The organism is Serratia sp. HNCC26DJ244 (assembly GCF_057180565.1).
In genome coordinates this window covers 343,982-369,875 of sequence record NZ_JBXUGO010000001.1, presented here as the reverse complement: position 1 = coordinate 369,875, position 25,894 = coordinate 343,982, and the positions used below count along the sequence as shown (strand labels likewise).

At 50.2% G+C, this 25,894-nt stretch carries 22 protein-coding genes and 4 pseudogenes; 15 read left to right on the top strand and 11 right to left on the bottom strand.

Annotated features, from left to right (window positions below; translation table 11 throughout):
- Positions 1-457, bottom strand: a pseudogene (locus AC2A06_RS01625) (helix-turn-helix domain-containing protein); the annotation flags it as partial.
- A 93-nt stretch (positions 458-550) separates the two neighbouring features.
- Here AC2A06_RS01625 and AC2A06_RS01620 point away from each other — a divergent pair.
- Positions 551-854: pseudogene (locus AC2A06_RS01620) on the top strand (transposase); the annotation flags it as partial.
- Between the two features lie 78 nt (positions 855-932).
- Here AC2A06_RS01620 and AC2A06_RS01615 read toward each other — a convergent pair.
- From AC2A06_RS01615 to AC2A06_RS01590, 6 genes and pseudogenes are all read right to left on the bottom strand, one after another.
- Positions 933-1,107 (bottom strand): annotated as a pseudogene (locus tag AC2A06_RS01615) (IS3 family transposase); the annotation flags it as partial.
- Positions 1,108-1,127: 20 nt separating this feature from the next.
- The gene (gene map, locus AC2A06_RS01610) at positions 1,128-1,952 is read right to left on the bottom strand and encodes a type I methionyl aminopeptidase (RefSeq protein ID WP_484379134.1); all 825 of its coding nucleotides are present in this window, start codon (positions 1,950-1,952) and stop codon (positions 1,128-1,130) included.
- A 447-nt stretch (positions 1,953-2,399) separates the two neighbouring features.
- Positions 2,400-2,992: pseudogene (locus tag AC2A06_RS01605) on the bottom strand (IS630 family transposase); the annotation flags it as partial.
- A 294-nt stretch (positions 2,993-3,286) separates the two neighbouring features.
- Positions 3,287-3,817: a heme utilization protein HutZ gene (gene hutZ, locus AC2A06_RS01600; protein WP_023490648.1), complete on the bottom strand. Its 531-nt coding sequence runs from the start codon at positions 3,815-3,817 to the stop codon at positions 3,287-3,289.
- A gap of 67 nt (positions 3,818-3,884) precedes the next feature.
- Positions 3,885-4,424 (bottom strand): heme utilization cystosolic carrier protein HutX, encoded by a 540-nt coding sequence (gene hutX, locus AC2A06_RS01595; RefSeq protein ID WP_484379133.1) that lies wholly within the window; start codon positions 4,422-4,424, stop codon positions 3,885-3,887.
- A gap of 212 nt (positions 4,425-4,636) precedes the next feature.
- A complete protein-coding gene (locus AC2A06_RS01590) occupies positions 4,637-6,688 on the bottom strand; it encodes a TonB-dependent hemoglobin/transferrin/lactoferrin family receptor (RefSeq protein ID WP_484379132.1) in 2,052 nt (683 codons plus the stop codon).
- A 193-nt stretch (positions 6,689-6,881) separates the two neighbouring features.
- On the opposite strand from AC2A06_RS01590, the gene AC2A06_RS01585 reads away from it, so the two are divergent.
- From AC2A06_RS01585 to AC2A06_RS01560, 6 genes are read left to right on the top strand one after another with little or no spacing between them, the layout of a single operon-like run.
- Entirely contained in the window at positions 6,882-7,697 is an 816-nt protein-coding gene (locus AC2A06_RS01585) for an energy transducer TonB (RefSeq protein WP_484379131.1), read from the top strand.
- Positions 7,698-7,723: 26 nt separating this feature from the next.
- A complete protein-coding gene (locus AC2A06_RS01580) occupies positions 7,724-8,362 on the top strand; it encodes a MotA/TolQ/ExbB proton channel family protein (protein ID WP_484379130.1) in 639 nt (212 codons plus the stop codon).
- On the top strand, positions 8,359-8,781 hold the full coding sequence (locus AC2A06_RS01575; RefSeq protein ID WP_484379129.1) for an ExbD/TolR family protein: 423 nt from the start codon (positions 8,359-8,361) through the stop codon (positions 8,779-8,781). Before AC2A06_RS01580 ends, AC2A06_RS01575 begins: the two co-directional genes overlap by 4 nt.
- Positions 8,778-9,620: a heme/hemin ABC transporter substrate-binding protein gene (locus AC2A06_RS01570; RefSeq protein ID WP_484379128.1), complete on the top strand. Its 843-nt coding sequence runs from the start codon at positions 8,778-8,780 to the stop codon at positions 9,618-9,620. The genes AC2A06_RS01575 and AC2A06_RS01570 overlap by 4 nt, the downstream gene beginning before the upstream one ends.
- Positions 9,620-10,666, top strand: a complete 1,047-nt coding sequence (locus tag AC2A06_RS01565) for a FecCD family ABC transporter permease (protein ID WP_473195717.1) — start codon at positions 9,620-9,622, stop codon at positions 10,664-10,666. Before AC2A06_RS01570 ends, AC2A06_RS01565 begins: the two co-directional genes overlap by 1 nt.
- The gene (locus AC2A06_RS01560) at positions 10,663-11,439 is read left to right on the top strand and encodes a heme ABC transporter ATP-binding protein (RefSeq protein WP_484379127.1); all 777 of its coding nucleotides are present in this window, start codon (positions 10,663-10,665) and stop codon (positions 11,437-11,439) included. The genes AC2A06_RS01565 and AC2A06_RS01560 overlap by 4 nt, the downstream gene beginning before the upstream one ends.
- Positions 11,440-11,619: 180 nt before the next feature.
- Here the strand turns inward: AC2A06_RS01560 and pgm are convergent, their stop codons facing one another.
- Both pgm and seqA read right to left on the bottom strand, forming a co-directional pair.
- Entirely contained in the window at positions 11,620-13,263 is a 1,644-nt protein-coding gene (gene pgm, locus AC2A06_RS01555) for a phosphoglucomutase (alpha-D-glucose-1,6-bisphosphate-dependent) (protein WP_473195719.1), read from the bottom strand.
- Positions 13,264-13,341: 78 nt separating this feature from the next.
- A complete protein-coding gene (gene seqA / locus AC2A06_RS01550) occupies positions 13,342-13,875 on the bottom strand; it encodes a replication initiation negative regulator SeqA (protein WP_473195720.1) in 534 nt (177 codons plus the stop codon).
- 270 nt (positions 13,876-14,145) lie between these two features.
- Between seqA and ybfF the strand changes: the two genes are divergently transcribed.
- From ybfF to fur, 4 genes are all read left to right on the top strand, one after another.
- Positions 14,146-14,919 (top strand): esterase, encoded by a 774-nt coding sequence (gene ybfF, locus AC2A06_RS01545; protein ID WP_484379126.1) that lies wholly within the window; start codon positions 14,146-14,148, stop codon positions 14,917-14,919.
- Between the two features lie 208 nt (positions 14,920-15,127).
- On the top strand, positions 15,128-15,415 hold the full coding sequence (gene ybfE / locus AC2A06_RS01540) for a LexA regulated protein (protein WP_473195722.1): 288 nt from the start codon (positions 15,128-15,130) through the stop codon (positions 15,413-15,415).
- 170 nt (positions 15,416-15,585) lie between these two features.
- Positions 15,586-16,125 carry a flavodoxin FldA gene (fldA, locus tag AC2A06_RS01535; RefSeq protein WP_023490635.1) on the top strand — a complete coding sequence of 180 codons (540 nt, stop codon included), beginning with the start codon at positions 15,586-15,588 and terminating at the stop codon, positions 16,123-16,125.
- Between the two features lie 365 nt (positions 16,126-16,490).
- Complete coding sequence (gene fur, locus AC2A06_RS01530; protein ID WP_023490634.1) at positions 16,491-16,937, top strand: ferric iron uptake transcriptional regulator; 447 nt, start codon at positions 16,491-16,493, stop codon at positions 16,935-16,937.
- A gap of 142 nt (positions 16,938-17,079) precedes the next feature.
- Here the strand turns inward: fur and glnS are convergent, their stop codons facing one another.
- Both glnS and nagE read right to left on the bottom strand, forming a co-directional pair.
- On the bottom strand, positions 17,080-18,744 hold the full coding sequence (glnS, locus tag AC2A06_RS01525; RefSeq protein WP_484379125.1) for a glutamine--tRNA ligase: 1,665 nt from the start codon (positions 18,742-18,744) through the stop codon (positions 17,080-17,082).
- Positions 18,745-18,932: 188 nt separating this feature from the next.
- Positions 18,933-20,966, bottom strand: coding sequence for an N-acetylglucosamine-specific PTS transporter subunit IIBC (gene nagE, locus AC2A06_RS01520; RefSeq protein ID WP_484379124.1), 2,034 nt, complete (start codon positions 20,964-20,966; stop codon positions 18,933-18,935).
- Between the two features lie 392 nt (positions 20,967-21,358).
- Between nagE and nagB the strand changes: the two genes are divergently transcribed.
- The 4 genes from nagB (at position 21,359) to AC2A06_RS01500 (ending at position 25,823) form a co-directional block, all read left to right on the top strand.
- Positions 21,359-22,159, top strand: coding sequence for a glucosamine-6-phosphate deaminase (gene nagB / locus AC2A06_RS01515; RefSeq protein WP_023490631.1), 801 nt, complete (start codon positions 21,359-21,361; stop codon positions 22,157-22,159).
- A gap of 18 nt (positions 22,160-22,177) precedes the next feature.
- Positions 22,178-23,332 (top strand): N-acetylglucosamine-6-phosphate deacetylase, encoded by a 1,155-nt coding sequence (gene nagA, locus AC2A06_RS01510; RefSeq protein WP_484379123.1) that lies wholly within the window; start codon positions 22,178-22,180, stop codon positions 23,330-23,332.
- A 253-nt stretch (positions 23,333-23,585) separates the two neighbouring features.
- Positions 23,586-24,824, top strand: coding sequence for a DNA-binding transcriptional regulator NagC (gene nagC / locus AC2A06_RS01505; protein ID WP_484379122.1), 1,239 nt, complete (start codon positions 23,586-23,588; stop codon positions 24,822-24,824).
- Positions 24,825-25,070: 246 nt separating this feature from the next.
- Complete coding sequence (locus tag AC2A06_RS01500; protein WP_484379121.1) at positions 25,071-25,823, top strand: HAD-IIA family hydrolase; 753 nt, start codon at positions 25,071-25,073, stop codon at positions 25,821-25,823.
- Positions 25,824-25,894: the final 71 nt, after the last annotated feature.

Genomic DNA, 25,894 nt, shown 5'->3' with positions numbered 1-25,894 from the left:
CGAATACGCAGTATTGGTGCAGCTCTTCGCCAGACCAACCCCGCGGAGGGAGCCAGCGACGAACCGTCGAAGCGTGCAAATTGCAGCCTGTTATCTCATTGATTTTTATTGCTAACAACTCTGTGCTCCACCGAGAACGCTGATAACCAAAATCGCTTGGTGAATGCTTAAACAGTTGACGTAACAGCGAACAAATATGCTCTAAACGGCCAGCGTCGTCCACGCCCTGGAGGTAATGATTTCAATCCTTCCAGACCGTAAAGCGTAAACCAATTAACCCAGCACCCAACGATGACCGCGCGCAACAAAGCGACTTGGCAACATCGCTAACCGTGTCACCACGGTGAAGCATCAACATAGCGGTCAGTCTGCGAGCGTGGTTCTTGTCGTCTGTTCTATGGATGATTTTTCGCATCGGAGATTTTTCTGCATCGGATATTGGTGCTATGATCGGCATAACTCAGCCCGGTTGGTGGTTTGGGATATTCAGCGATTGATCAGATCGCTTAAATCGGACTGAGTTCCCTCCTGGTGATCTACTATTTGGAACAGCTATTTAGTGAAAGAGTGGGCGTATGTGATGAATATTGAACTTCATTACTTGCAGCCTTACAGCCTTACAGCCTTACAGCCTTACAGCCTTACAGCCTTACAGCCCGAATCTGAACCCAATAGAACGGCTATGGAAGGTGAAGAACGAAGAGGTAAGAAATAATCGTTACTTCGCCACTGCAAAAGCCTTCAGGGCCGCAATAAATAAATTTTTTGGTCATACAATGCCTGCAATCGCAGGAACATTGACTCGTCGTATTAATAATAACTTTCAGATGCTGGAAAATACATCTTCAAGTTAACTGGGTATATACCTAAACGAGATTTTAGTTTTCAAACTGTTCTGGGCTGAGGCCACTACAGGCACTGTGACGGCGTCAACGATTATAATCGCGTTCAATATAATCAAATATCACTATTTTCATCACTTTCCGACCGCTAAACTGTTCGTCGTGGATATATTCACTCTTTCAGTGAATTAATGAAAGAAGCTTTCCCTCTCATACTGCCCCATAAATGATCCTGTTTAAACAGCGACTGATAAGCTGTTGAGCACTCTTATCCATGTGATCAGTTTATACACCTCTGCCCATGATTACTGAACGAATAAATGCATTAAATTCAGATTTTTCCTCATCTCTTAACGTCAACACTTCAAAGCTATCGCGAGTAACTAACACTGTGTGTTCAAATTGAGCAGAAAGACGCCGATCTTTGGTTACAACAGTCCAACCATCACCTAATACTTTGATTGGAGCTTTCCCTTGGTTTATCATAGGCTCAATAGTAAAAATCATTCCCTCTTTTAGAATAATACCTTTACCAGCCTCACCGTAATGAAGAACTTGGGGTGACTCATGCATTGCACGACCAATACCATGGCCGCAATACTCCCTAACCACAGAATAGCCATTGAACTCTGCATGTTTTTGAATAGCATGTCCCACATCACCTAAAGTGACTCCGGGCTTAATAATAGATATCGCTTTGTAAAGGCACTGCTGTGTAATATCAACGAGGCGTTTAGCGTGAAAAGGAACCTCTCCCACCAAATAAGTAACGGAACTGTCACCATAATATCCGTCTTTTTTAACAGTGACATCTACATTTACTATATCGCCTTTATTCAGTTTCTTTTCTGAAGGCCATCCATGGCACACAACATGATTGACAGAAGTATTTACTGTGTGAGGATAATCATACTGCCCTAAACTACCAGGAATAGCTTGCAGTGTGTTAACAATATAGTCATGACAAAATCGGTCAATCTCTAGAGTAGTAACTCCGGGAATTATAATATCTCGTACTGCTTGAAGAACTTTAGAGGTAAGATACCCTGCGTTTCTCATTAGTTTTATTTCTGTTGCATTTTTTATTTTTATTTCATCATTTGCAGGCATTTTTCAACCACAGTTATCATTTGGTCTAATTCTAGTCTCCAAGGGTAACATGCTTAGTGAAATTTTACCAACTTTCGGAAATATGCAAACGACACATATTGTTGTGATGTGATGGACGCTTTTCCTTGACGTAGCTGGTGTCATACTTTTACTGACAGAATTAATTTAGGAGTACTTTAGTCATTCATGGCACACGATCAGTGATTCGTTGTGTGGAAAAGCGTGAGATAGGTTGAATCTGTGGCTGAAGAGGCACGAAGGTCCCTGAAAACCAGCGTAGTGCTGGCGAATAAACTTACCCAGATCATCGACCGACAGTGTTGATTTTAATATAACAATGCCTTAGCTGTCAGTTAACGTAATACAGCTTTAAAGAAAATACGTTTCACTGAGTTAGCAAGCATTAATGATAAAACGGTTACCGTCCCTGTAACAGCCTGAGGTTGACCTAAGTTGCCAGTCAGCCCCTATTTTGGGGTTGAGATGGATATCCACTTCATCCTCGTAAAATACAGGATGTTCAGCGCTGCACTGGGCAAGAGCCTTGGCGATAACGGCCATTTTCTCTTCTTTATGTGGGTCTCGAATACGCAGTATTGGTGCAGCTCTTCGCCAGACCAACCCCGCGGAGGGAGCCAGCGACGAACCGTCGAAGCGTGCAAATTGCAGCCTGTTATCTCATTGATTTTTATTGCTAACAACTCTGTGCTCCACCGAGAACGCTGATAACCAAAATCGCTTGGTGAATGCTTAAACAGTTGACGTAACAGCGAACAAATATGCTCTAAACGGCCAGCGTCGTCCACGCCCTGGAGGTAATGATTTCAATCCTTCCAGACCGTAAAGCGTAAACCAATTAACCCAGCACCCAACGATGACCGCGCGCAACAAAGCGACTTGGCAACATCGCTAACCGTGTCACCACGGTGAAGCATCAACATAGCGGTCAGTCTGCGAGCGTGGTTCTTGTCGTCTGTTCTATGGATGATTTTTCGCATCAGAGATTTTTCTGCATCGGATATTGGTGCTATGATCGGCATAACTCAGTCCGGTTGTGAGGGTTTGTGATGTTTGGCGATTGATCAGATCGCTCAAACCGGATTGAGTTCCCTTCAGTGATCTACTATTTGGCGCAGGTATTTAGACTTCGGCTATCAAAAATAACGCTTCTGGCGGTGTCACGTGAGTTTCAGGGTTATTGGTGGCGCGTTGCTGGTTTTACTCTGGCTAAATTGTGGGTGAATTCTGGCAAAGTGCAGCCCCAGAGTCAGTCGCTCAACCCTGTCTGGGGACACACTTACATTAAACACGGCGACTACTGGCAGACATAACCTTTATGCTGGCTCAGAGGTCATTTTATGGCCATCTTGCAAATGCACCATATCGATGTGGTCATCACCGCTCACCTGAAATGCCTGACCAAATCCTTTGACATATAACCCTTGTTCCGGGTGCAAGCGGAATAAAATAAAGTCGGTCATTTGGGCTAAGTCCACAATCCGTTCCCCATGACGCTGCTTGAGAGCGCTGACCACGATCGGCCACTGCGCACCATCCCGCGCCACTATGTCAGCCGTGACATCAAACGTTAAACGCTGACGGGCAAAAATTTCACGACTTTCAGCTTCATCAGCGATCATCATCATTGATGCCCGTGGTACTTGCTGCAAATTACGCGCATGGCGGGCAATTTCTGAAATAAGCACATAATAATGGCCATCCACCAGCACAAAAGGCGCATAACTGACATTCGGCCTACCTGCCGTGTCCACCGTTGCCAACAGTACACATTGGCAGTCTTGACGAAATTGCTGAATTTCTGGCGCTAAACGGGTTTGCAAGCGTTCCTGACGAGGGGTAGTCATGGTGGATATCCTTCAGTATTAATTGGCTACGAAATAAGCAGTGAAATAAGAACAAAACAATGAGTGATCAAGCCATCGCCCATTGCTGACGTAAGGTATTAAAGCGGTCTATCTGTGCCGGGAACAGGCGACGTTGCGTATCACGCCCCAAGTAAATCTTAAATTGGCAACGGCCATCAGCAGCAAAGAACAACATGCTGTAACTGGCCTGCCCACGGAATGGTTTATCCAGCAACGCGATATGCGTGATTGACGATAACCGTAAATGCCCATGTAATCCTTCCGGTTCAGGGCTAGCGAGGTTGTAATAGCCATAGCCCATTTTCCCCGGGGGAAAGGCTCCTTTAAATTCAAAAATGCTGTCACCCGCCATCACAATCGTCGTCAATGGGCCCCATTCAGCAAGCTGCTCTAGCAATGGCTGGGCCTGCGAGCCCGCCAGGAAAGTGACGAGCGTTGCCGGTAAGGCCGCCACTAACTGATATTCCGTCACGGCAAAGCGCTGTGCCAACTCTTGGGTGGTTTTTCCCAACTCATCAGCACTTAGATTGGCTAACTGAACAGTTAACTCAGGGTTAGATATCGATTCAGTTGATATAACAGTCATCGCCATTCTCCATATACTCTTCATACTTCAAGCTGCTTGGGTGTTAGCTACACTCTGTCACCCCAGTCACATAGTTAGCTATGCTCCTGGGGACTCCATCGCTTGCTGCCTACAAGCAACTCGAATTATTTTGGGTATAACAAGGCATAAAATAATTATTTTGCGCGGCCTAATACCCGCGCATCGGGACATCCTGCTTGAAATACTTACCATCAGAATGAGTATTTCAGGCTCACTTTGACATTGCGCCCTGCGGCATAAAGCTGGCTAAAAGCGGGGCGATAATAGCGGTCGGTCAGGTTATCGACGGCAAAATCAAGTTGAACATCTTTCAATGCCGCTTGCTGTGGATGCCAAGTCGTATAGAGGTCAACCAGGGTATAACCGGGATACTGTTCCGTGACGTTGGCAGGTAGATCATCTTGAGTTTGATAGTGGCGTAGCGTGGCACCGGTTTTCAGGCTGTCGTGGAACCAGTGATAGCCCACATCTGCGACCCATTTACGAGCGGGAATATTTTGCAGGGCCTGACCACTCTGCCGGTCTTTCCCCTCGGTTTGCGCATAGCTCAAGGCTGTTTCCAGTGCTTGCCAACGATAACGTGTTGCAAGTTCAACCCCTTGCAAGCGGGCATTGCTCACATTGACGTATTGGGTGGTGGTGCGATTAACCTGCTGATCAATATAGTTACTGACCCGATTATGGAAATAAGTGGCATCAAAGGTCAGCGAGTCATGACCGAGCAAATCATCGAAGGTCATCTGGGCCGTGATACTGCTGTTTTTAGCGGTTTCTGGGCGTAAATCAGGATTAGGCAGGAAACTGTTACACCCCATCGGCCCCATGCAGAAATGCGTGCCTCGGGTATACATTTCTTCCATTGATGGCGCACGAAATGCTTCATCGTAACGGGAGCTCAGCACCAACCAGTCACTGGCCTGCCAGCGTAATCCCACTGAGGGAGATAAGCGTTGTTCGGTTCGTTGGCTGTCGGCAATGCTGTTATCACGGGTGGTATAATGATCGTAACGAACGCCCGGTAACAAGTTCCAGTGTTGCGCCAATGGCAAATCGGCCTGCCAATAAGCACCGGTTACTTGGCTGCGGCCATCTGGCGGTAATGGGCGGTTTTTCCCTTCACGTTCCCCTGTGGAGCGATCTTGGTAAAAATCGACACCATAAGTAAAAGCAGCACGCTCAATATGGCTATGATTGCTGAGATTAAACCCCACCGTCTGATAATCTACCGCATCATGCTGTTGCTGACGGATACGCCACTCATCGAAACGGGTCTGGTTGATGTAGGCGGTAAGGCGGGCATCCAGCCAGTCATTGCCCTGCGGGTTAAGGTGATAATCCAGCGTAACATTGCGATCACGGCTGTGCTGATTGATCAGGGGGACTGAGGAACTGACATTTTCTGCCGGATTGCTGGGGGCCGTCTGATTATTTTCTGCCTGACGGGCGATCAACTCCACCCGTTGCGCCTCATCAAACTGCCAGCCGACTTTCACCATGCCCCCTTGATTGCGGTAGGCTGAATCACTCAGATGCTGGCCGTTGCCCAGCCTTAAATTAGCGGCATCGGCATAATAACCATTCAGCAAGAAGTCAACGGAATCCCCCAGCAAACCATACACACCTGCACTGGTTTTAGTTTCATTATTTGCCCCGGCATAACCCTGCTTCAGGTAACCACCAAAGGGATTGTCAGTGAGTAAATCAGCCGCTGATAATGTGCGTTGTGCCACCACACCGCCAAGCGCCCCACTCCCCCATAACGATCCACCAGGCCCTTTAATCACTTCAATGCTGGCCAGCAGTTCGGGGTCCATCAGATAGCTGTTGCGATGACCCGACTGGGTATTTTGGCGTACACCATCAATGACCTGCAAAATACGATTGCCATCCAACCCACGGATCACCGGGGACTGGGCATTGGCACGCGGCCCGCCAGTGACATCGACATTCGGGATATGTTGCAAGACTTCAGCCACACTACTGGCTTGCTGGCGGGTGATCTGCGCACGATCAACCACCGCCACCGAGCGTGTTTCCTGTGATAACGCTTTACGTTCACGGGTTGCTGTCACCACCACTTCATCCAGGTCACTGGCTGATTCCGACGGCCGTAAATTCTCAGCTGATGTCAACGCAGGAAAAGCCAGCGATGACAGCAAACACCACCGCACGGCATGGTGTCTGGTTGAACGCTTCTGCTTATAGGCACCAGCAGAACGGGACTTGGGCCAATATTGCGCCATGATGATGTCCTTATAAAAAACGTCGGAATCAAAATACCAACGGAGTAAATGAGTGAGTTAATCACTCAACCTTGGGCCGAAATCCTACCTTAAATGATAATGCGAATGCAAATGATTTTCATTTGATCTTATTAAGAGAGATAAGATATAGTCCGTGCTAATTGTTGGTCAGATGAAATGCAGAGACATCATCATGTTGCTTGTTACTCTTAACGCCGAGCAAAAGCGCTTGCTAGTTATCAGCACTGTCTGTTTCAGTGCTCATCTGGCGCTGTTACTGTCGGCCTCCCCCGTTGCGCGTAGCCATGCGGAGGCGCTGACATTAACCCCCGCACCGGCTTACAGCTTAAGAGTCAAACTGACGAACTTGCCCGCCAGCACACCGTTAGACACCACCGCGCAGATGCCGCTGGTGAATAAATCTGTGGCAGAAAGTGCCCCACCGCTGGCAAAGAAAACCGAGCAGAGCAAATCGGTTGCAGAACCGGTTCGCTCAATAGCCAAGCAGGAAAGCGCGGCAAAAGAAAAGGCTGACATCACCGTCAATGAGGGAGTAATCACAAAAAACAGAGCAAGACCTGCCGCACCTTCCAGCGACTCTGCAAGTCCCTCAATTGCGGCCAAAGCAGCATCTGCCAAACCAGCCGCTACCGAACCCGCAATAAACACACCGTCAGCTGCGACCAAGCCAAGTGGTTCATCCCAGCCAATACTCAGCCAAACCACAAACAGCCATGATGCAGCACCACGCTTTCGGCGCCCCCCTGAGCCCCCGGTTTATCCCGCCGCCGCACGTCAGCGCAAGCAGGAGGGAACAGCCATTATTGAAGTCGAACTCAGTGCCTCTGGTAACGCAGAACGTATTTCGCTGGTCCGCAGCAGTGGCTTTCCTTTATTGGACCGTGCCGCACTCCAGGCGGTTAAACGCTGGCAATTTTTACCCAAACAAATCGACGGCGTTGGTATGGCACACCAAGTGCGCATTCCAGTGCGTTTCCAATTAACTTAACCAACTGATGTAGCAGGATAATCAATATGATCTTTTCTCAGCTTGAGCAACAGCTAGGGGCGATGACATGGCCTTTGCTCATCTGCTCTTTTGTCACCAGTGTGATCCTGCTTGACCGGGTTTGGCGCTTATTGCTGATCAGCCGTTTGCAACGTCATGCATTGCATCAGCAACTGGCACTTAACCGCCCGGTGGAAGAAAGCACGCTGCAAGCCTTATCCGCCAATTACCGGCGTTCGCTGCTATGGCAAGGTATTTACCTGTTGATTAATCACCGTCGTACCGGCAAAGCATTGCGGGAGGAGATTGCCGGGTTGTGGTTACAGCAGCAACGTAAGCAATTAACCCATGGCATTAAAATTTTGTCGTTAATGGGGGCAGTCAGCCCATTATTAGGTTTGCTGGGGACCATTTTAGGTCTGATTCAGATGTTCCAGGATCTCAGTACCAGCATCCAGCCTGTTACACCGGCATTACTTGCCAATGGGCTCGGTATCGCCATGTATACCACTGCGGCGGGTTTGTTTATTGCGTTGCCAGCACTGATTGGTGCTCATCTGCTCACTGCCTGGGTGGACCGCATCATGCACACCACCGAGCTGGAAATGAATCACTATAATTTGTGGCTGGACGGGATTACCCTGCACGGGGAGTCAATGGCATGATTCGCTCCCATTCCCCCCAGCAACAAAACCCCATCGCCATTGATCTGACCGCCTTGTTGGACATCATTTTTATCGTCCTGGTGTTTCTGTTGCTGACGGCCAATATGCCATTACGTCAGATGAATATCGATCTGCCCCAGGTGGATAATGCCCAACCTGCCACGGCACCCGCCAGTCACACCATGACCTTAAACCTGTTTGCTGACCCACCTTACTGGGGTATTGATGAACAACGTTACAGCGACTGGGATCAGTTTCGCTCACAAATTACCACTCTCGCCGCCTCGTCAACGGCACGGCCTGAAATCGTGATTATCACCGACCGTAATGCACGTAATGAAAATTTATTAAATCTGCTCAATCTATTACAGCAGCAACAAATTCCAGCCGCCCATATCTTAACCAAAGGCACACCATGAGACATTCACTGATTTTAATCATAACCTTCGTTTTCAGCAGTTCACTTTATGCCCAGCGCCTGATCACCGCCGGACCGGCGATCACTGAAATTGTGGTGGCGCTAGGGGCACAACAAGAGATTGTCGGCACCGATAACAGCAGCGTGTTACCCAAAGAAGTCTCCGCCGCTAAACTCGGTTATATCCGCCAGTTGCCGGCAGAAGGTATTCTGGCACTACGCCCTGACCTATTGATTGGCAGTAGCGAAATGGCCCCGACTTCCACGCTGGACAGCGTCCGCCAGGCGGGCGTGACCGTCACGGTGTTACCAGACAGTGACAACATTGATGGTGTTCTGTCTAACATTGATCTGATTGCCCTGCAGATCAATCAGCCCGCAGCGGGGGAACGCCTGCACCAACAGACCCAACAACAACTCGACACCCTGAAAGCAAGGGCCCAACAACTGGCCAATAAAAAGCAGCCACGGGTTATTTTCCTGCTGATTCATGAAGGGCGCCCGGCAATGATCGCTGGTCAAGGCAGTACTGCTAATACGTTAATCACGCTGGCAGGCGGGGTGAATCCGGCTCATCACCTGCGCAATTACCAGACCATTTCCGCTGAAAACTTACTGCAGATGCAGCCGGATGTGATTTTAATCAGTGCGCGTCATGGCAACCACGGTGCCACGGAGGTGTTCAAACACTATCCGCTGCTGGAAGCGACTCCTGCCGGAAAAAATAAAAATGTCATGCTCGTCAATGGTAAAGCCTTATTGGGTGGCGCGGGGCTGAGTACCATTGATGAAGCCCAGCGTCTGCAAGAGCAATTACTGCAAGTGGTCGGGGCACAATAATGCGTCGCGCCTCTACTCCACTGTTGTTACTGGCAGGATTGGCGCTGCTCGTGGTGGTACTGTTTGTCACGCTATTGTATGGCCCGGTGGTGCTCCCTCTGAAAGATGCCCTACAGGCGTTACTGCCCTCCGGTACTGAAAATGAGATGGCAACGCTGATCGTACAAAACATCCGCCTGCCGCGGGCACTCTTAGCCATCAGCGTCGGGGCATTACTGGCACTCTGTGGTGCCGTTCTGCAAGGCTTGTTTCGTAATCCGTTAGCGGATCCGGGCATTATTGGGGTCAGTGGTGGGGCCGCGCTGGGGGCTGGGGTAGCTATTGTGTTATTGCCGCTGTTTAGTAGCAAACTTCCCCCCCTTGCTCAGCTACCTGAATGGGTAAGCTTGGGTTACAACGCACTGAGTGCCTTCATCTGCGGTATGCTTACCACCTTGCTGGTCTATCGTATCGGGCGCTCGCCTTTTGGTACTTCCATGACGCTGATCCTGCTGGCCGGTATTGCTATCAGTGCTATGGCCTTTGCCGGGCTAGGACTGTTGAGTTACCTCGCCAGTGATCAGCAACTGCGTGATTTGAGTTTGTGGCAAATGGGCTCCCTGGCGGGTGCTCGTTGGCATTCGGTCGCACTTGCAGGTAGCACCGCGCTGCTGCTGTTGGTTTATTTTCAGCGGCAGGCACCGGCATTAAATGCGTTACTGCTCGGGGAATCTGAAGCACGCCATCTGGGCATTGCGGTTGAACCGCTGAAACGGTATCTGATCGTCAGTTGTGCCATGGGCATCGGTATCGGTGTTGCCGTTGCAGGCATGATCGGGTTTGTCGGGCTGGTTATCCCGCATCTGGTCCGTCTGGTTTGTGGCCCAGATTACCGCCACTTACTGCCATTAAGTGCCTTATGGGGCGCCATTTTGTTGTTACTGGCTGATGTGGGTGCTCGTTTGCTGGCACCTCCGGCAGAAATTCCGATCGGTATTATCACCGCCCTACTCGGTGCACCTTTCTTTCTCTGGTTATTATTGCAACAAAAAAGGAGCCTGCCATGACCACTGCACTTAGCGTGCGTAATCTGAGTCTGCGTCGTGGCAACCGGCCAATCCTGCAAGAGATTAACTTAACGTTACAAGCTGGTACCCTAAGTGCCATCCTCGGCAGTAACGGCGCTGGCAAGTCGAGTCTATTCAATAGCATTGGCGGTGAGTTGCCCTATGAGGGAGACATCGAGATCCTCGGGCAACCACGCCAACATTGGCAACGTGCTGCGTTAGCCAAACGGCTGGCTATTTTACCCCAGTCATCTTCGCTGAATTTCGATTTTTTGTGTCATGAAGTGGTGCAGTTAGGGCGCCTGCCACACCGTAGCGGACAACAAGCAGACCGGCGTATCGCCGATCATTGCCTGGCACAAGTTGGGGCCACACATCTGGCTGAGCGCCCTTACCCCGCGCTTTCCGGAGGGGAAAAACAACGGGTGCATTTAGCCCGGGTCTTGGCGCAATTACAGGATGACACCGCCACCGGCCAGCCCAATTTACTGTTACTGGATGAACCGACCTCCGCGCTCGATCTGAAATACCAGCATCAGATACTGCAACAGGTGAGCGACTATGCGCGCCTGGGGCATGCCGTGCTGGTAATCCTGCATGATCTGAATCTGGCTGCCCGCTATGCTGACCGCTTGATCCTTCTCCATCAGGGGCGCTGTTATGCTGAGGGCTCTCCAGAACAGGTATTGACGCCTGCGGCAGTGAAGACGGTATTTGGTATCGAAGTCAGCCTGATGCGGCATCCCCAGTCAGGGGTGATTCAGGTGTTTTGATTTCATGTATACCCAAAATAATTCGATTTGCTTGTAGGCGGCAAATGAGCGAATCCCCGGGAGCATAGATAACTATGTGACTGGGGTGAACGAAGGCAGCCAACACCCAAGCAACTTGAAGTATGAGAGGTACAGGTTGCAGCAGTGGGGCTGCAACCTGCATAGCCAGAAAGATAGACTCTATTTCGCGCCGGCCAATACTGCGCTAACAATTTCAACCGCTTCGTGTTCGATTTTCTCGCGATGCTGAGCACCGAGGAAACTTTCACAGTAGATTTTGTACGCCTCTTCTGTGCCGGAAGGCCGAGCCGCAAACCAGCCATTGTCGGTCATCACTTTCAGGCCGCCAATGGAAGCACCGTTACCCGGTGCCGTAGTCAGGCGCGCGGTAATAGGGTCTCCCGCCAAGGTGCTGGCTTGCACCATTTCTGGTGACAACTTGGAGAGTGCCGCTTTCTGCGCGGCAGTTGCCGGTGCCTGAATACGGTTATAACTCGGAGCACCAAAGCGTTTGGCTAACTGGTTATAATGATATTGCGGGTTCTCACCGGTGACGGCGGTGATTTCTGCTGCTAGTAAGCACATGATAATGCCGTCTTTATCTGTCGACCAAGGCGTACCGTTAAAGCGCAAGAATGAAGCCCCGGCACTCTCTTCACCACCAAAACCAAAGCTGCCATCAAACAAGCCATCAACAAACCATTTGAAGCCGACTGGCACTTCCACCAGCTTACGGCCCAGATCTGCCACCACGCGGTCAATCATAGCGCTGGAAACCAAGGTTTTGCCCACGGCAACATCGGCTCCCCACTGTGGACGGTGCTGGAACAGATAATTAATGGCAACCGCCAGGTAATGGTTAGGGTTCATCAAGCCAGCCGGGGTGACAATACCGTGGCGGTCATAATCGGGATCATTGGCAAACGCCAGTTCAAACTTATCGCGCAGGGCCAGTAAACCCGCCATGGCAGACTCGGATGAACAGTCCATACGGATGATGCCATCATGGTCGAGATGCATAAAACGGAATGTCTGGTCGATGGAGTCATTAACCAGCGTGAGATCCAGTTTGTAGTGTTCAGCAATGCGTTGCCAGTAGGCGATTCCAGAACCACCTAATGGATCAACTCCTAGCTTCAGACCCGCACGCTGAATCGCTGGCATATCAACCACATCCACCAACCCGGCGACATAAGGCTGTACCAGATCCTGCGCATGCAGATGACCACTGTTCCAGGCTTTTGCCAGCGATTGGCGCTGCACACCTTGCAAATGATGGGCTAACAGCTCGTTGGCACGTTTTTCGATCACTGACGTCAGGTTGGTATCCGCTGGGCCACCATTAGGTGGATTATATTTAATGCCGCCATCTTCTGGTGGATTGTGCGAAGGCGTGATGACAATACCATCAGCCTGCGCTCCGCCCTGGCGGTTGTAGCATAAAATGGCGTGAGACACCGCTGGCGTTGGGGTAAAGCCATTATTTTCCTGCACCACCACATCCACACCGTTGGCGGTTAAGACTTCCAACACGGAAATAAACGCTGGCTCAGACAAAGCGTGGGTATCCTTGCCCACATAGCAAGGGCCATGAATATCCAGTTGCTTACGCATTTCAGCAATCGCCTGGGCGATAGCCAAAATATGGGCTTCGTTAAAACTCTGACGTAACGCACTGCCACGATGCCCTGAAGTACCAAATTTTACCGCATGGGCTGGGTTACCGGCTTCCGGTTGCAGCACATAGTATTGCGATGTCAGTTGGGCAACGTTGATCAAATCACTTTGTTGGGCTGGTTGCCCAGCACGTGGGTCATTCGCCATAGACTCTCTCCCTAATATGCCAGTCTGTGGCCGGGCAATAAGTCGCTTGCAGACCACCATGACGGGCTGATTGCTAAATTAGATGGTATCGCAAACTTTTTCGATCAGCTCCACCGGGAACTGCATGGCTTGCATGATATGTTCGATCATACTGCGTTTGCGGCCAGTATTGGTGTTGGTGATCACCCAATAGGGTGTCCCTGGAACCTGTTTTGGTTTGGTATGCGTACCATTGGCCAGCAAAGTTTGCTGATCGCCAGCAAAATAAGTGCGGGTACGGCCGCGCAGGGCTTCCGTTGCGGCGGAAAAATCAGCCGCATCCAACCGGTACAAAGTGGACAGTAGTAGCAGAAAGCGATTTACTGCTTTGTGTTGTTGTGCATATTCCTCTGACCGCAACAGTTCGCGCATCACACGCAGCGGATCAAGCGAGCGTTGCTTCTGAGTGGCAACCACCACCGGTTGGCCTGCAGTAATGGGAGCGATAGGCTCAGGCTGCTCGCCAGTAAACTTCAGCATACGCCGTAAAATATCAGACGCACTTTCCCCAATATGCTGCGTATGGCTGGCAATATAGCGGTAAAGATCCTCGTCGACTTCAATCGTTTTCATTTTCACCCAATACAGTGATTCTATTAGATTTTATAATTTTTCATGTTCGTTTTATTGCAAACCGCCGGGGTGGCAGCACAACGTGGTTACCTCGCATATTGCAATATGCCAAGGCGTAAAACCTACCATTTGGTAACCATCTGGTTTTATAGTGTTTCACCAACTTGAATTAGAGTAACAGACTCTAGACTGACATCCAACTTTACCCACGGCAATTGTGAGTGAGGTTATGATAAGCTGACCCCCTATTTCTAATGCACCGGTTTTCCCATGAAATTACACTATCAATTGCTCACGGCAGAGGTGGCAACCCCCACCAATCTGCCAGTGATACTCCTGCACGGCCTGTTCGGTAACCTGGATAATCTTGGCATATTGGCACGTGACCTCAATCATCAACATAACGTCATTAAAGTCGATCTACGCAATCATGGGCTTTCTCCCCGCGCGGCAGAGATGACTTATCAGGCCATGGCGCAAGATCTGCTCACGCTGTTAGACGATTTGCAAATAGAGAAAGCCATTGTCATCGGCCACTCCATGGGGGGGAAGGTGGCTATGGCACTGACGGCGCTTGCCCCTGAGCGAATTGACCGCTTGGTGGTGATTGATATCGCACCCGTCGACTACCAGCACACCCGCCGCCACGATAAAGTGTTCCATGCACTACAGGCCGTCAGCGAGGCAGGGATAACCCAGCGCCAACAAGCGGCTCAGCGGATGCGCGAGATATTGCCGGAAGAAGGGGTGATCCAGTTCTTGCTAAAGTCTTTCCAGGCTGGCAGTTGGCGCTTCAATTTGCCGGTACTGATGGCGCAATATCCCTCAATTATCGGCTGGCAGGAGGTGCCCACCTGGCCGCATCCTATCCTGTTTATCCGTGGTGCACTCTCCCCTTATATTCAGGATAGCTATCGCGACCACATCGCCAGCCAGTTTCCGCAGGCCCGTTCTTACGTGGTCGCGGGTTGCGGCCATTGGGTACATGCAGAAAAACCCGAAGCCGTATTAAGGGCCATCCACCGTTTTATTGACCAACCCTGAAGGACGATGACGATATCTCTCCAGCCCAATGAACTAGGCTGTTGCAAGCCAAGTTAAGCATTGTCGTCATTCCCCCTGCTAGGGTAAGATGGCGCGCTATCCTAGGTATAATTCAATTTGTTGAATAGACCAGGGTATTGGTGTTAACCAAACCGTCTGGAAGCGTGAAAACGTTTTTTGATACCAACTCCTTTGCAGTAAAGCAATAATGGCAAAAGAATATACGGACCGTACAACGCTAGATCTGTTTGCAGATGAACGCCGCCCGGGACGCCCGAAAACCAACCCGCTTTCCCGTGATGAACAGCTTAAGATCAATAAGCGCAATCAACTACGGCGTGACAAAGTACGGGGATTACGGCGTGTAGAACTGAAAATCAACGCCGAGGCCGTGGATGCGTTGAATAAACTGGCGGATCTGCGCAATATCAGCCGCAGTGAGTTAATTGAACAAATGCTGTTAACACAACTGGCAGAAGAACAGCCTGAAGCATGAACGGTGATGCCAGTACCCCTATAGCCCAGAGCATCACATAAATGTGATATAACCGCAGGGTAAATCTCTGGCATGATAGGGGTCTATTTACGGGTGGAGACGATGCCTCAGGTAAATCTCACACCACATTTAAGCAACACAACAAATTGAATTAAAAGGTTATTCGCAATATGGCTCATGTAGGTATTTTCTTTGGCAGCGATACTGGCAATACCGAAAACATTGCCAAGATGATCCAGAAGACCCTCCATCAAAAATACGGTAACGATGTTGCAGAACTTCACGACATCGCCAAAAGCAGCAAAGAAGATCTGGCCGCATTTGATATTCTGCTGTTCGGGATCCCCACTTGGTATTACGGCGAAGCGCAATGTGACTGGGATGATTTCTTTCCCACACTGGAAGAGGTTGACTTCAACGGTAAGTTGGTGGCGCTATTCGGCTGCGGTGATCAAGAAGACTATGCAGAGTATTTCTGCGATGCGATGGGGACACTGCGCGATATCATTGAACCACGCGGTGCAGTGATTGTCGGTAACTGGCCAACCAAGGGTTACCATTTCGAAGCCTCTAAGGGGTTAGCAGACGACAACCACTTTATTGGTCTAGCCATTGATGAAGATCGTCAACCTGAATTAACCAACGAGCGCGTAGCAGCCTGGGTCCAACAGATCTGTGAAGAACTCAGCCTGGCGGAGATCATCGGTTAAGCCTGGATTGCACCAAACCGGTTCAACAATTGATACGTTGACCGCAGCAAGAGGCTCTACAGGGCCTCTTGGCGTAAGATGACCGCTGCGATAAAGCCCAAAACCACCACTTTGTCGGTTAAATCAACCAAGTCACGTGCAGAGAGGCCTGGGTGAGCCATACCTTGGTGAACAATACATTGGTGAACAACTAGGCCTTTGCGAACAACCAGACCTTTGTGAACAACCAGCGGTTCCTATTTACGTCAACCGGTTCTATAATGAGACGCAATTACGTCTTTGCGCCAGCCCGGCATCATAAGCGGGAACTGCTCAGCATTGATTAGTACCGTGTTTGATTAGCATAATAACAGGACTGAACCCGCATGACTGATAACAATAGCGCATTGAAAAAAGCCGGCTTAAAAGTCACGCTTCCACGACTTAAAATCCTTGAAATACTGCAGGATCCAAAATGTCATCACGTCAGTGCTGAAGACCTGTACAAAAAACTGATCGACCTCGGGGAAGAGATTGGTCTGGCTACGGTTTATCGGGTACTCAATCAGTTTGATGATGCCGGTATTGTCACCCGTCACAGTTTTGAAGGTGGCAAGTCAGTCTTCGAATTAACCCAGCAACATCATCACGACCACCTAATTTGCCTGGATTGCGGCAAAGTGATCGAGTTTAGTGACGAGTCCATTGAGGCACGCCAACGGGATATCGCCAAACGGTATAATATTAAACTCACCAACCACAGTTTATACCTGTATGGTCATTGTGAAACCGGTGATTGCCGTAACAATGAAGCACTGCACAGCGAGAAATAACCGATCTCTATCAGGCTGTTCCCTTTAAGCAAGCAGCGATGCTGTTTGCTGTTCCATTTAAGATGTCCTTTAAACCGCAAGCCTATTGACTGAATGACAGCGCAGCCCATAAGGGACCGCGCTGTTACCCGTTTCAGCCGGATTATATATCCATCTTGGCCCAGGTATCACGCAAACCCACCGTCCGGTTAAATACCAGATGATCCGCTGAGGAATAGCGGCTATCAGCACAGAAATAACCTTCACGTTCAAACTGATAGGCGTTTTCTGGCTCGGCAGTGCACAGACTGGCTTCAACAAAACCTGGCTTGATCACCAGTGATTGCGGATTAATGGTAGAGAGGAAATCCTCTGCCGCCCCCGGGTTAGCCACACTGAACAAGCGATCATACAGGCGAATTTCTGCGGGTATGGCATGGGCTACAGAAACCCAATGAATCACCCCTTTCACCTTGCGGCCATCAGCAGGATCTTTACCCAGGGTTTGCGGGTCGTAGGTACAAAAAATGGTGGTGATCTCACCCGCAGCATCTTTCTCTATACGCTCCGCTTTGATGACATAGGCGTTACGCAGGCGAACCTCTTTCCCCAGTACCAGGCGCTTATACTGCTTATTGGCTTCCTCACGGAAGTCAGCGCGATCAATATAAACTTCACGGCTGAACGGCACTTCCCGTGAGCCCATTTCCGGTTTGTTCGGATGGTTAGGTACGGTCAGCGTCTCCACAGCATCCGACATGTTTTCAATCACCACTTTGACCGGATCCAGCACAGCCATGGCGCGCGGCGCATGTTCATTGAGGTCTTCACGGATACAGGACTCCAGTGCTGCCATCTCAACGTTATTATCCTGCTTGGTTACGCCAATACGCAGGCAAAACTCGCGAATAGAAGCGGCAGTGTAACCACGACGGCGCAACCCGGAAATGGTCGGCATGCGGGGATCATCCCAACCTTCCACCACCTTCTCTGATACCAGTTGGCTCAGTTTGCGCTTGGACATAATGGCGTACTCAAGATTGAGTCGCGAGAACTCATACTGACGCGGATGGCATGGGATAGAAATATTATCCAGCACCCAGTCGTACAGCCGGCGGTTATCCTGGAACTCCAGTGTACACAGCGAATGCGTGATCTCCTCCAGTGCATCGGAAATGCAGTGGGTGAAATCGTACATCGGATAGATACACCACTTGTTCGCGGTCTGGTGGTGATGGGCAAACTTGATACGGTAAATGACCGGATCGCGCATCACGATAAATGGCGATGCCATATCGATTTTCGCGCGCAAACAGGCTTGGCCCTCGGCAAACTCGCCATTGCGCATTTTTTCAAATAGCGCCAGGTTCTCGGCAACCGAACGGTTGCGATAGGGGCTGTCTTTACCCGGTGCGGTCAAGGTACCGCGATATTCACGGATCTGTTCTGGCGTTAATTCATCAACATAGGCTAAACCCTTGTTGATCAGTTCAACGGCATACTGATGCAGTTGATCGAAATAGTCTGAGGAATAACGAATCGCCCCGTCCCATTTAAAGCCCAACCACTCGACATCCTGCTTGATAGAGTCAACAAACTCGATATCTTCTTTGACCGGGTTGGTGTCATCAAAACGGAGATTACATTGGCCTTGATAATCTTTGGCAATGCCAAAGTTTAGGCAAATGGATTTAGCATGGCCGATATGCAAATAGCCATTCGGCTCTGGCGGGAAACGAGTATGTACCGACTGGTGCTTCCCGGTCGCCAGATCTTCATCAATAATCTGACGGATAAAATTGGTTGGGCGGACTTCTGCCTCACTCATATCATGATTCCTCAAATACAACGCACCACTGATAACCGCATATATTCCAACAAGCCACGGTTGGAAACAACCGTTTGTTGCACCAGAAAGCAGGTTATCAGCATCAAAAATAAAAAAACGGGAAAAGATCGCTCTTTTCCCGCCAAGGTTATTGGCACCTTATGAGGTGCCCAAAACGATTAACCCACTTATTTTTGGATTTCGAACAGTTTGGTCTCACCTGCAACCACATGGCCGCTGGCCAAGGCCGTCAACCCAGCATAATCATCAGCATTGCTGACCACCACCGGGCTTATCATTGAGCGGGCATGGGCATTCAGGTAATCCAGGTCCAGTTCCAGAATCGGCTGACCGGCTTTCACTACCGCCCCTTCTTCGACCAGGCGTTTAAAGCCCTGACCATTGAGCGCCACGGTGTCGATACCCATATGCACCACGATTTCTGCACCTTTTTCAGTTTCCAGGCAGAAGGCATGATTGGTATTGAAAATCTTCACCACGGTGCCATCTGCAGGTGCCACCACGGTTTTATCCGTTGGGCGAATCGCCACACCGTCACCCACCGCTTTACTGGCGAAGGCCTCATCCGGCACTTGGTCCAGTGCCACAATTTCACCGGTAACCGGGGCAACCAGCGCTTGGAACAGAACTTTATTGGTATTAAGTACCGCTTGCGGTTTGACTTCAGCCGTAGCAGCAGCCACTGCGGGGTCAGCCGCTGCCGCAACTGGGCCTGCTGCCAGCACCTGACGCATCGCGCTGGCGATCAGTTCGGCACGAGTACCGACGATAATCTGCACGCTTTGCTTATTCAGGCGAATCACACCCGAAGCACCCAAACGTTTTGCCATGGCATCATTCACCCGTGCTGAATCTTTTACATTCAGACGCAGACGAGTAATACAGGCATCAATGCCAGTGAGGTTTTCAGAGCCGCCAATGGCGCTCACATAACGGCGTGCCAAAGTGGTGATTTCATTTTCATCTTTATTTACGCTGGTATCCACGTCATAACCATCAGCCTCATCACCGGCAACCGCCAGTTCACGACCTGGAGTCAGCAGATTAAACTTGCTGATAGTGAAACGGAACACCACGTAATAGATAGCAAAGAACACCAAACCTTGCGGTATCAGCATATACCACTGAGTTGCCAGCGGATTGCGTGTTGACAAGAACATATCCACCAGACCCGCACTGAATCCGAAACCAGCAATCCACTGCATACTGGCGGCAATAAATACCGAAATACCCGTTAGCACTGCGTGGATCACATACAGTACTGGGGCAACAAACATAAAGGAGAACTCCAGCGGCTCGGTGATACCGGTGAAGAAAGAAGCAAACGCCCCTGCCAGCATAATCCCCAGCACTTTGGCTTTATTCTCCGGGCGAGCACAGTGGTAAATGGCCAAGGCGGCACCCGGCAAACCAAACATCATGATCGGGAAGAAACCAGCCTGATAACGCCCAGTAATTCCGACAATGCCCTTGCCAGATTCAATGGATTGCTGACCACCCAGGAAGTTAGGAATATCATTGATGCCAGCCACATCAAACCAGAACACCGAGTTCAGGGCATGGTGTAAGCCAACCGGAATTAATAAACGGTTAAAGAAGGCGTAGATACCCGCCCCCGCCGAACCCAGTTTCTGGATATGCTCACCAAAGTTCACCAGGCCACCAAACACTACCGGCCAGACGTACATCATGATAAAAGCAACCAGAATCATCAGGAAGGAGATCAAAATAGGCACTAAACGGCGGCCACTGAAGAACGACAGCGCTTTGGGCAGTTCAACACCGCTGAAACGGTTATAAACCTCAGCAGAGATGATCCCCACCAGAATACCCACAAACTGGTTCTCAATTTTACCAAATGCCACCGGTACTTGATCAACCGGGATTTTCTGGATCATCGACACCGCAGCCGGTGAACACAGGGTGGTTAATACCAGGAAGCCGACAAAACCGGTCAGCGCCGCTGCCCCGTCTTTATCTTTTGACATGCCATAAGCCACACCCACAGCAAACAGCACCGCCATATTGTCGATAATCGCCGCACCCGATTTGATCAGCAATGCAGCCAGTGCGTTGTCACCGCCCCAACCGACAGGATCAATCCAGTAGCCCACCCCCATCAAGATGGCGGCGGCTGGCAATGTCGCCACCGGAACCATCAAGGCCCGGCCAATTTTTTGTAGATAACTAAGAATATTCACCCTTCCCCCTATTTGGTCCGCAAACGGACCTGATTTAGTAGTTTATTAAGCAAGTTCACTACTTTTTAGAAATCATTTTGTATGGTGCTAATTACGCATGATGGAGTGTAAAAAAAATATTTCGCATCGCAAATTAAAACCGCTGTTTTTGTGATTTGAATCACTTTAAAGCACGCTTTAATCCGCAGAATGCTAGCCATAATACAAAACTTATTTTATCATACAAAAAATCACTGAGCGTAATGCCTACGCGAACGTCATAAAGCTAAGTTACGCTTACAGAGTATTATACCCTAGTTCATTCACGTTGCAGGAAGGCAATAGCAAAGTCAGGTGCTGCAACTTGAATAACCACGGGTCTGGCTAAGGTTTATTCTACCAAGAGGTGTACAATGAGACTGATCCCCCTACAAGATACCGCACACGTCGGCAAATGGGCTGCACGCCACATCGTCCAGCGGATTAATGCATTCAACCCAACGGCTGATCGCCCATTCGTACTTGGCCTACCTACTGGTGGCACCCCGTTGGAAGCCTATAAACACCTGATTGCGATGCATAAAGCGGGTGAAGTCAGCTTCAAGCACGTGGTCACTTTTAATATGGATGAATATGTCGGCCTGCCGCAGGAACACCCGGAAAGCTATCACTCATTCATGTACAATAATTTCTTTGATCATATTGATATTCCAGATGAAAATATCAATCTGCTGGACGGTAACGCGCCAGATGTTAACGAAGAGTGCCGTCTGTACGAAGAAAAAATGAAATCCTACGGTAAAGTTAACCTGTTTATGGGGGGCGTGGGGGTTGATGGGCACATTGCTTTTAACGAACCCGCTTCTTCTCTGGCTTCGCGTACCCGGATCAAAACACTGACCGAAGAGACGCGTATTGCCAACTCACGTTTCTTCGGCGGTGATGTCAGCCTGGTACCCAAGTATGCCCTGACGGTGGGTGTGGGTACGCTGTTGGATGCGGAAGAAGTGATGATTCTGGTGACTGGCCGTGGCAAAGCTCAGGCGCTGGAAGCTGCTGTGGAAGGCTGTATTAACCACCTGTGGACCATCAGTTGCCTGCAACTGCATCCTAAGTCTGTAGTGGTGTGTGATGAACCTTCCACTATGGAACTGAAAGTGAAAACCGTGAAATACTTCCGCGAATTAGAAGCGGAAAGCGTTAATAGTCTTTAAATTTTTATAGGGGGCTACATGTTTGCTTTAACCCAATGCCGGATCTTTACTGGGCACGATATACTTGATGACCATGCCGTGGTCGTTGCTGGTGGCCTGATTGACCGGGTCTGCCCACTGGCTGAGTTACCGGAAGGTATCGAAACTCGTGATCTGGGTGGTGCCATGTTAGCCCCCGGTTTTATTGACGTGCAGCTTAATGGCTGTGGCGGTGTGCAATTTAACGATTCCCTTGACGCTATTTCAGAAGAAACACTGGAAATCATGCAGCGCGCCAACGAGAAATCCGGTTGTACCAGCTATCTGCCTACGCTGATCACCTGCAGTGACGATTTTATGAAGCACGCCGTCAATGTTATGCGTGCTTATCTGCAAAAGCATCCCAATCAAGCGCTGGGTTTGCACCTGGAAGGCCCCTACCTGAGCCCGGTAAAAAAAGGCACGCACAACCCGGCGTTTATCCGCCAGCCAACCACTGAGATGATCGACTATCTGTGGGCCAATGCCGATGTCATCACCAAAGTGACCTTGGCTCCGGAAATGGTCGAGCCCCAAGTGATTAAACAACTGGCGGACGCCGGTATTGTAGTTTCTTCCGGGCACTCTAATGCCACTTATCAGCAAGCGCGTAACGGCTTCGCGGCTGGGTGTACCTTCGCCACCCACCTCTACAATGCCATGCCCTACATTACTGGCCGTGAACCTGGCTTGGTCGGGGCCATTTTTGATACGCCAGACGTCTATACCGGTATCATAGCCGATGGTTACCATGTCGCCTGGGCGAGTATTCGTAATGCCAAACGGCTCAAAGGTGACAAATTGGTGCTGGTGACAGATGCCACCGCACCTGCCGGAGCGGATATAGACCAATTTATTTTTGCTGGCAAAACCATATACTATCGTGATGGATTATGTGTTGATGAAAACGGTACGCTAAGTGGTTCCGCTCTGACGATGATCGACGCGGTGCGTAACACCGTGGAGCATGCGGGTATCGCTCTGGACGAAGCGCTGCGTATGGCAACACTGTATCCGGCACGGGCCATTGGCGTAGAGCGGCGTTTGGGTTCTATCACCGCCGGCAAAGTGGCCAACCTGACCGCCTTCACCCGCGATTACCAGGTAACGCAAACCTGGGTTAACGGCCATGAGGTTTATACTCAAGTCCAATGAAGTTGCGAGACAAAACGCGCTTGTGCTGGCTCTTTAGAGCGAGGCCTGGCTTAGGCCGAGTAACGCGGCAAAGCCAGGCCCGAAGAGAAAATCACAGAGAAGTGATTTCTAACGGATTTTAACGCTGCTTGCAGCGGCCCCACAACGGGGTGGGCCTTAGGGAAGAGGCGAATAACTGTAGCCAACACCGCTTCAGCTTCATTGGTGACGGGTATAATTGATATCCAGCGACAAATAGCGAGCAAATCTATTGATGAAGAGTGGCGGACAGACGCAGATAGGGAATATTGATTTAGTTAAGCAACTCAATGGCGCCGCAGTTTATCGCCTGATTGACCAGCAAGGCCCTATTTCACGCATTCAGATTGCTGAACTTAGCCAACTTGCTCCCGCCAGCATCACTAAAATTACTCGCCAGCTATTGGAGCGTGGGCTGATCAAAGAAGTTGAACAGCAAGCCTCTACCGGTGGACGCCGTGCTATTTCCATTGTGACTGAAACCCGCCATTTTCATACGGTGGCGGTCCGTCTTGGTCGGCACGATGCCACCATCACCTTGTATGACATGAGCGGCAAGTCCCTCGGTGAGGAGCACTATCCTTTGCCGGAACGGACACAGGAAACACTGGAAAATGCCTTGTTCCATGCCATTGAGCAGTTTCTCGCTAGTTATCAGCGCAAATTGCACGAGCTGATCGCCATTGCGGTTATTCTGCCCGGTCTGGTGGACCCTGCTTTAGGCGTCGTTCACTATATGCCACATATCACAGTCAACAAATGGGCACTGGTTGACGGCCTGCAACGGCGTTTTAGCGTCACCAGTTTTGTCGGGCACGATATCCGCAGCCTAGCCCTTGCCGAGCACTATTTTGGCGCCACTCGCGATTGTGAAGACTCCATTCTGGTACGTCTGCACCGGGGTACCGGGGCCGGGATCATCGTTAACGGCCAGATATTTCTCGGCAACAATGGCAACGTGGGTGAAATTGGTCATATCCAAATCGACCCGTTGGGGGAGCGCTGCCACTGCGGTAATTTCGGTTGTCTGGAAACTGTCGCGGCCAATGCCGCTGTCGAACATCGCGTGCGCCACTTGCTGGCACAGGGCTATCCCAGCAAACTGACGCCGGATGATTGCGGTATCAGCGCTATCTGCAAAGCAGCCAACCAGGGTGACCCCCTAGCCAGTGAAGTCATCGAACATGTTGGCCGTTACCTGGGTAAAGCGGTCGCCATCGCCATCAACCTGTTTAATCCGCAAAAAGTGGTGATTGCTGGCGAAATTATCGAAGCTAAGAACGTGTTACTACCGGCTATTCAGCGCTGTATCAACACCCAGGTGCTAAAGGCGTTCCGCAAGGATCTACCGGTGGTCACTTCAGCACTCGATCACCGTTCCGCCATTGGTGCTTTTGCCCTGGTTAAACGGGCAATGCTCAATGGCGTACTGCTACAACGATTACTGGAAGGCCACGCCATCTGCGATGACTAATTCAGGTTACAGCCATGCCCCGTGCCGACAAATCGATTAAACCATTGTCGGGGGCATATAGACCCGCTATGCTCTGCTCTTTCCGCCTTGATGACCCGCTATTGTGGCTACCGCTGCATGGCTTCTCATCAATATTTGTATACCCAAGTTCATCCACGTTGCGGCCAATACCGTACAGCTTGAATGCCGATAGGTATAGCAACTCTGTTGCCGGGGGAAGATCCATCACTATGAGAACCAGCCACCATGACGATTAAAAATGTGATATGTGACATCGACGGCGTGTTATTGCATGACAATACTCCGATTGCCGGTGCCGATCTGTTTCTGGCGCGCATTCAGGAAAAAGGAATGCCGTTGGTGGTGTTGACTAACTACCCTTCGCAAACCGCACAAGACCTCGCTAACCGTTTTAGCGCCGCCGGGTTGGAAGTACCAGAAAGCGCGTTTTACACTTCAGCCATGGCCACGGCGGATTTTCTGCGCCGTCAGGAAGGTAAAAAAGCCTATGTGGTCGGTGAAGGCGCGCTGATCCATGAACTCTACAAAGCCGGTTTTACCATTACCGACATCAACCCGGACTTTGTTATCGTTGGTGAGACTCGCTCTTACAATTGGGACATGATCCATAAAGCCGCCTACTTCGTCAGTAATGGAGCGCGCTTTATTGCCACCAATCCGGATACCCATGGACACGGTTTTGTCCCTGCCTGCGGCGCACTCTGCTCCCCTATTGAGAAGATCACCGGACGTAAACCTTTTTACGTGGGTAAACCCAGCCCGTGGATTATCCGTGCGGCACTGAATAAAATGCAGGCGCACTCAGAGGACACGGTGATTATTGGCGATAACCTGCGCACCGATATTCTGGCTGGCTTCCAGGCGGGTTTAGCCACCGTACTGGTGTTATCGGGTGTTTCTACACTGAACGATGTTGAAAACATGCCATTCCGCCCCAGCTACATCTACCCTTCCGTCGCTGATATCAGTATCTTTTAGTCAGGCTGGCTTGATGGCTTATGGCGGCATGGCTGCACCATAGGCAATCAGGTCACCCCACTTAAAAATTA

Bases quoted from the DNA above. Each gene is read 5' to 3' on its own strand.
- nagC (WP_484379122.1), top strand. From the start codon at position 23,586: ATGAAGAGTGGCGGACAGACGCAGATAGGGAATATTGATTTAGTTAAG.
- nagA (WP_484379123.1), top strand. From the start codon at position 22,178: ATGTTTGCTTTAACCCAATGCCGGATCTTTACTGGGCACGATATACTT.
- AC2A06_RS01590 (WP_484379132.1), bottom strand. From the start codon at position 6,688: ATGGCGCAATATTGGCCCAAGTCCCGTTCTGCTGGTGCCTATAAGCAG.
- AC2A06_RS01560 (WP_484379127.1), top strand. From the start codon at position 10,663: ATGACCACTGCACTTAGCGTGCGTAATCTGAGTCTGCGTCGTGGCAAC.
- AC2A06_RS01565 (WP_473195717.1), top strand. From the start codon at position 9,620: ATGCGTCGCGCCTCTACTCCACTGTTGTTACTGGCAGGATTGGCGCTG.
- glnS (WP_484379125.1), bottom strand. From the start codon at position 18,744: ATGAGTGAGGCAGAAGTCCGCCCAACCAATTTTATCCGTCAGATTATT.
- fldA (WP_023490635.1), top strand. From the start codon at position 15,586: ATGGCTCATGTAGGTATTTTCTTTGGCAGCGATACTGGCAATACCGAA.
- AC2A06_RS01575 (WP_484379129.1), top strand. From the start codon at position 8,359: ATGATTCGCTCCCATTCCCCCCAGCAACAAAACCCCATCGCCATTGAT.
- AC2A06_RS01500 (WP_484379121.1), top strand. From the start codon at position 25,071: ATGACGATTAAAAATGTGATATGTGACATCGACGGCGTGTTATTGCAT.
- hutZ (WP_023490648.1), bottom strand. From the start codon at position 3,817: ATGACTACCCCTCGTCAGGAACGCTTGCAAACCCGTTTAGCGCCAGAA.
- ybfF (WP_484379126.1), top strand. From the start codon at position 14,146: ATGAAATTACACTATCAATTGCTCACGGCAGAGGTGGCAACCCCCACC.
- map (WP_484379134.1), bottom strand. From the start codon at position 1,952: ATGCCTGCAAATGATGAAATAAAAATAAAAAATGCAACAGAAATAAAA.
- hutX (WP_484379133.1), bottom strand. From the start codon at position 4,424: ATGACTGTTATATCAACTGAATCGATATCTAACCCTGAGTTAACTGTT.
- seqA (WP_473195720.1), bottom strand. From the start codon at position 13,875: ATGAAAACGATTGAAGTCGACGAGGATCTTTACCGCTATATTGCCAGC.
- pgm (WP_473195719.1), bottom strand. From the start codon at position 13,263: ATGGCGAATGACCCACGTGCTGGGCAACCAGCCCAACAAAGTGATTTG.
- ybfE (WP_473195722.1), top strand. From the start codon at position 15,128: ATGGCAAAAGAATATACGGACCGTACAACGCTAGATCTGTTTGCAGAT.
- fur (WP_023490634.1), top strand. From the start codon at position 16,491: ATGACTGATAACAATAGCGCATTGAAAAAAGCCGGCTTAAAAGTCACG.
- nagB (WP_023490631.1), top strand. From the start codon at position 21,359: ATGAGACTGATCCCCCTACAAGATACCGCACACGTCGGCAAATGGGCT.
- AC2A06_RS01570 (WP_484379128.1), top strand. From the start codon at position 8,778: ATGAGACATTCACTGATTTTAATCATAACCTTCGTTTTCAGCAGTTCA.
- AC2A06_RS01580 (WP_484379130.1), top strand. From the start codon at position 7,724: ATGATCTTTTCTCAGCTTGAGCAACAGCTAGGGGCGATGACATGGCCT.
- AC2A06_RS01585 (WP_484379131.1), top strand. From the start codon at position 6,882: ATGTTGCTTGTTACTCTTAACGCCGAGCAAAAGCGCTTGCTAGTTATC.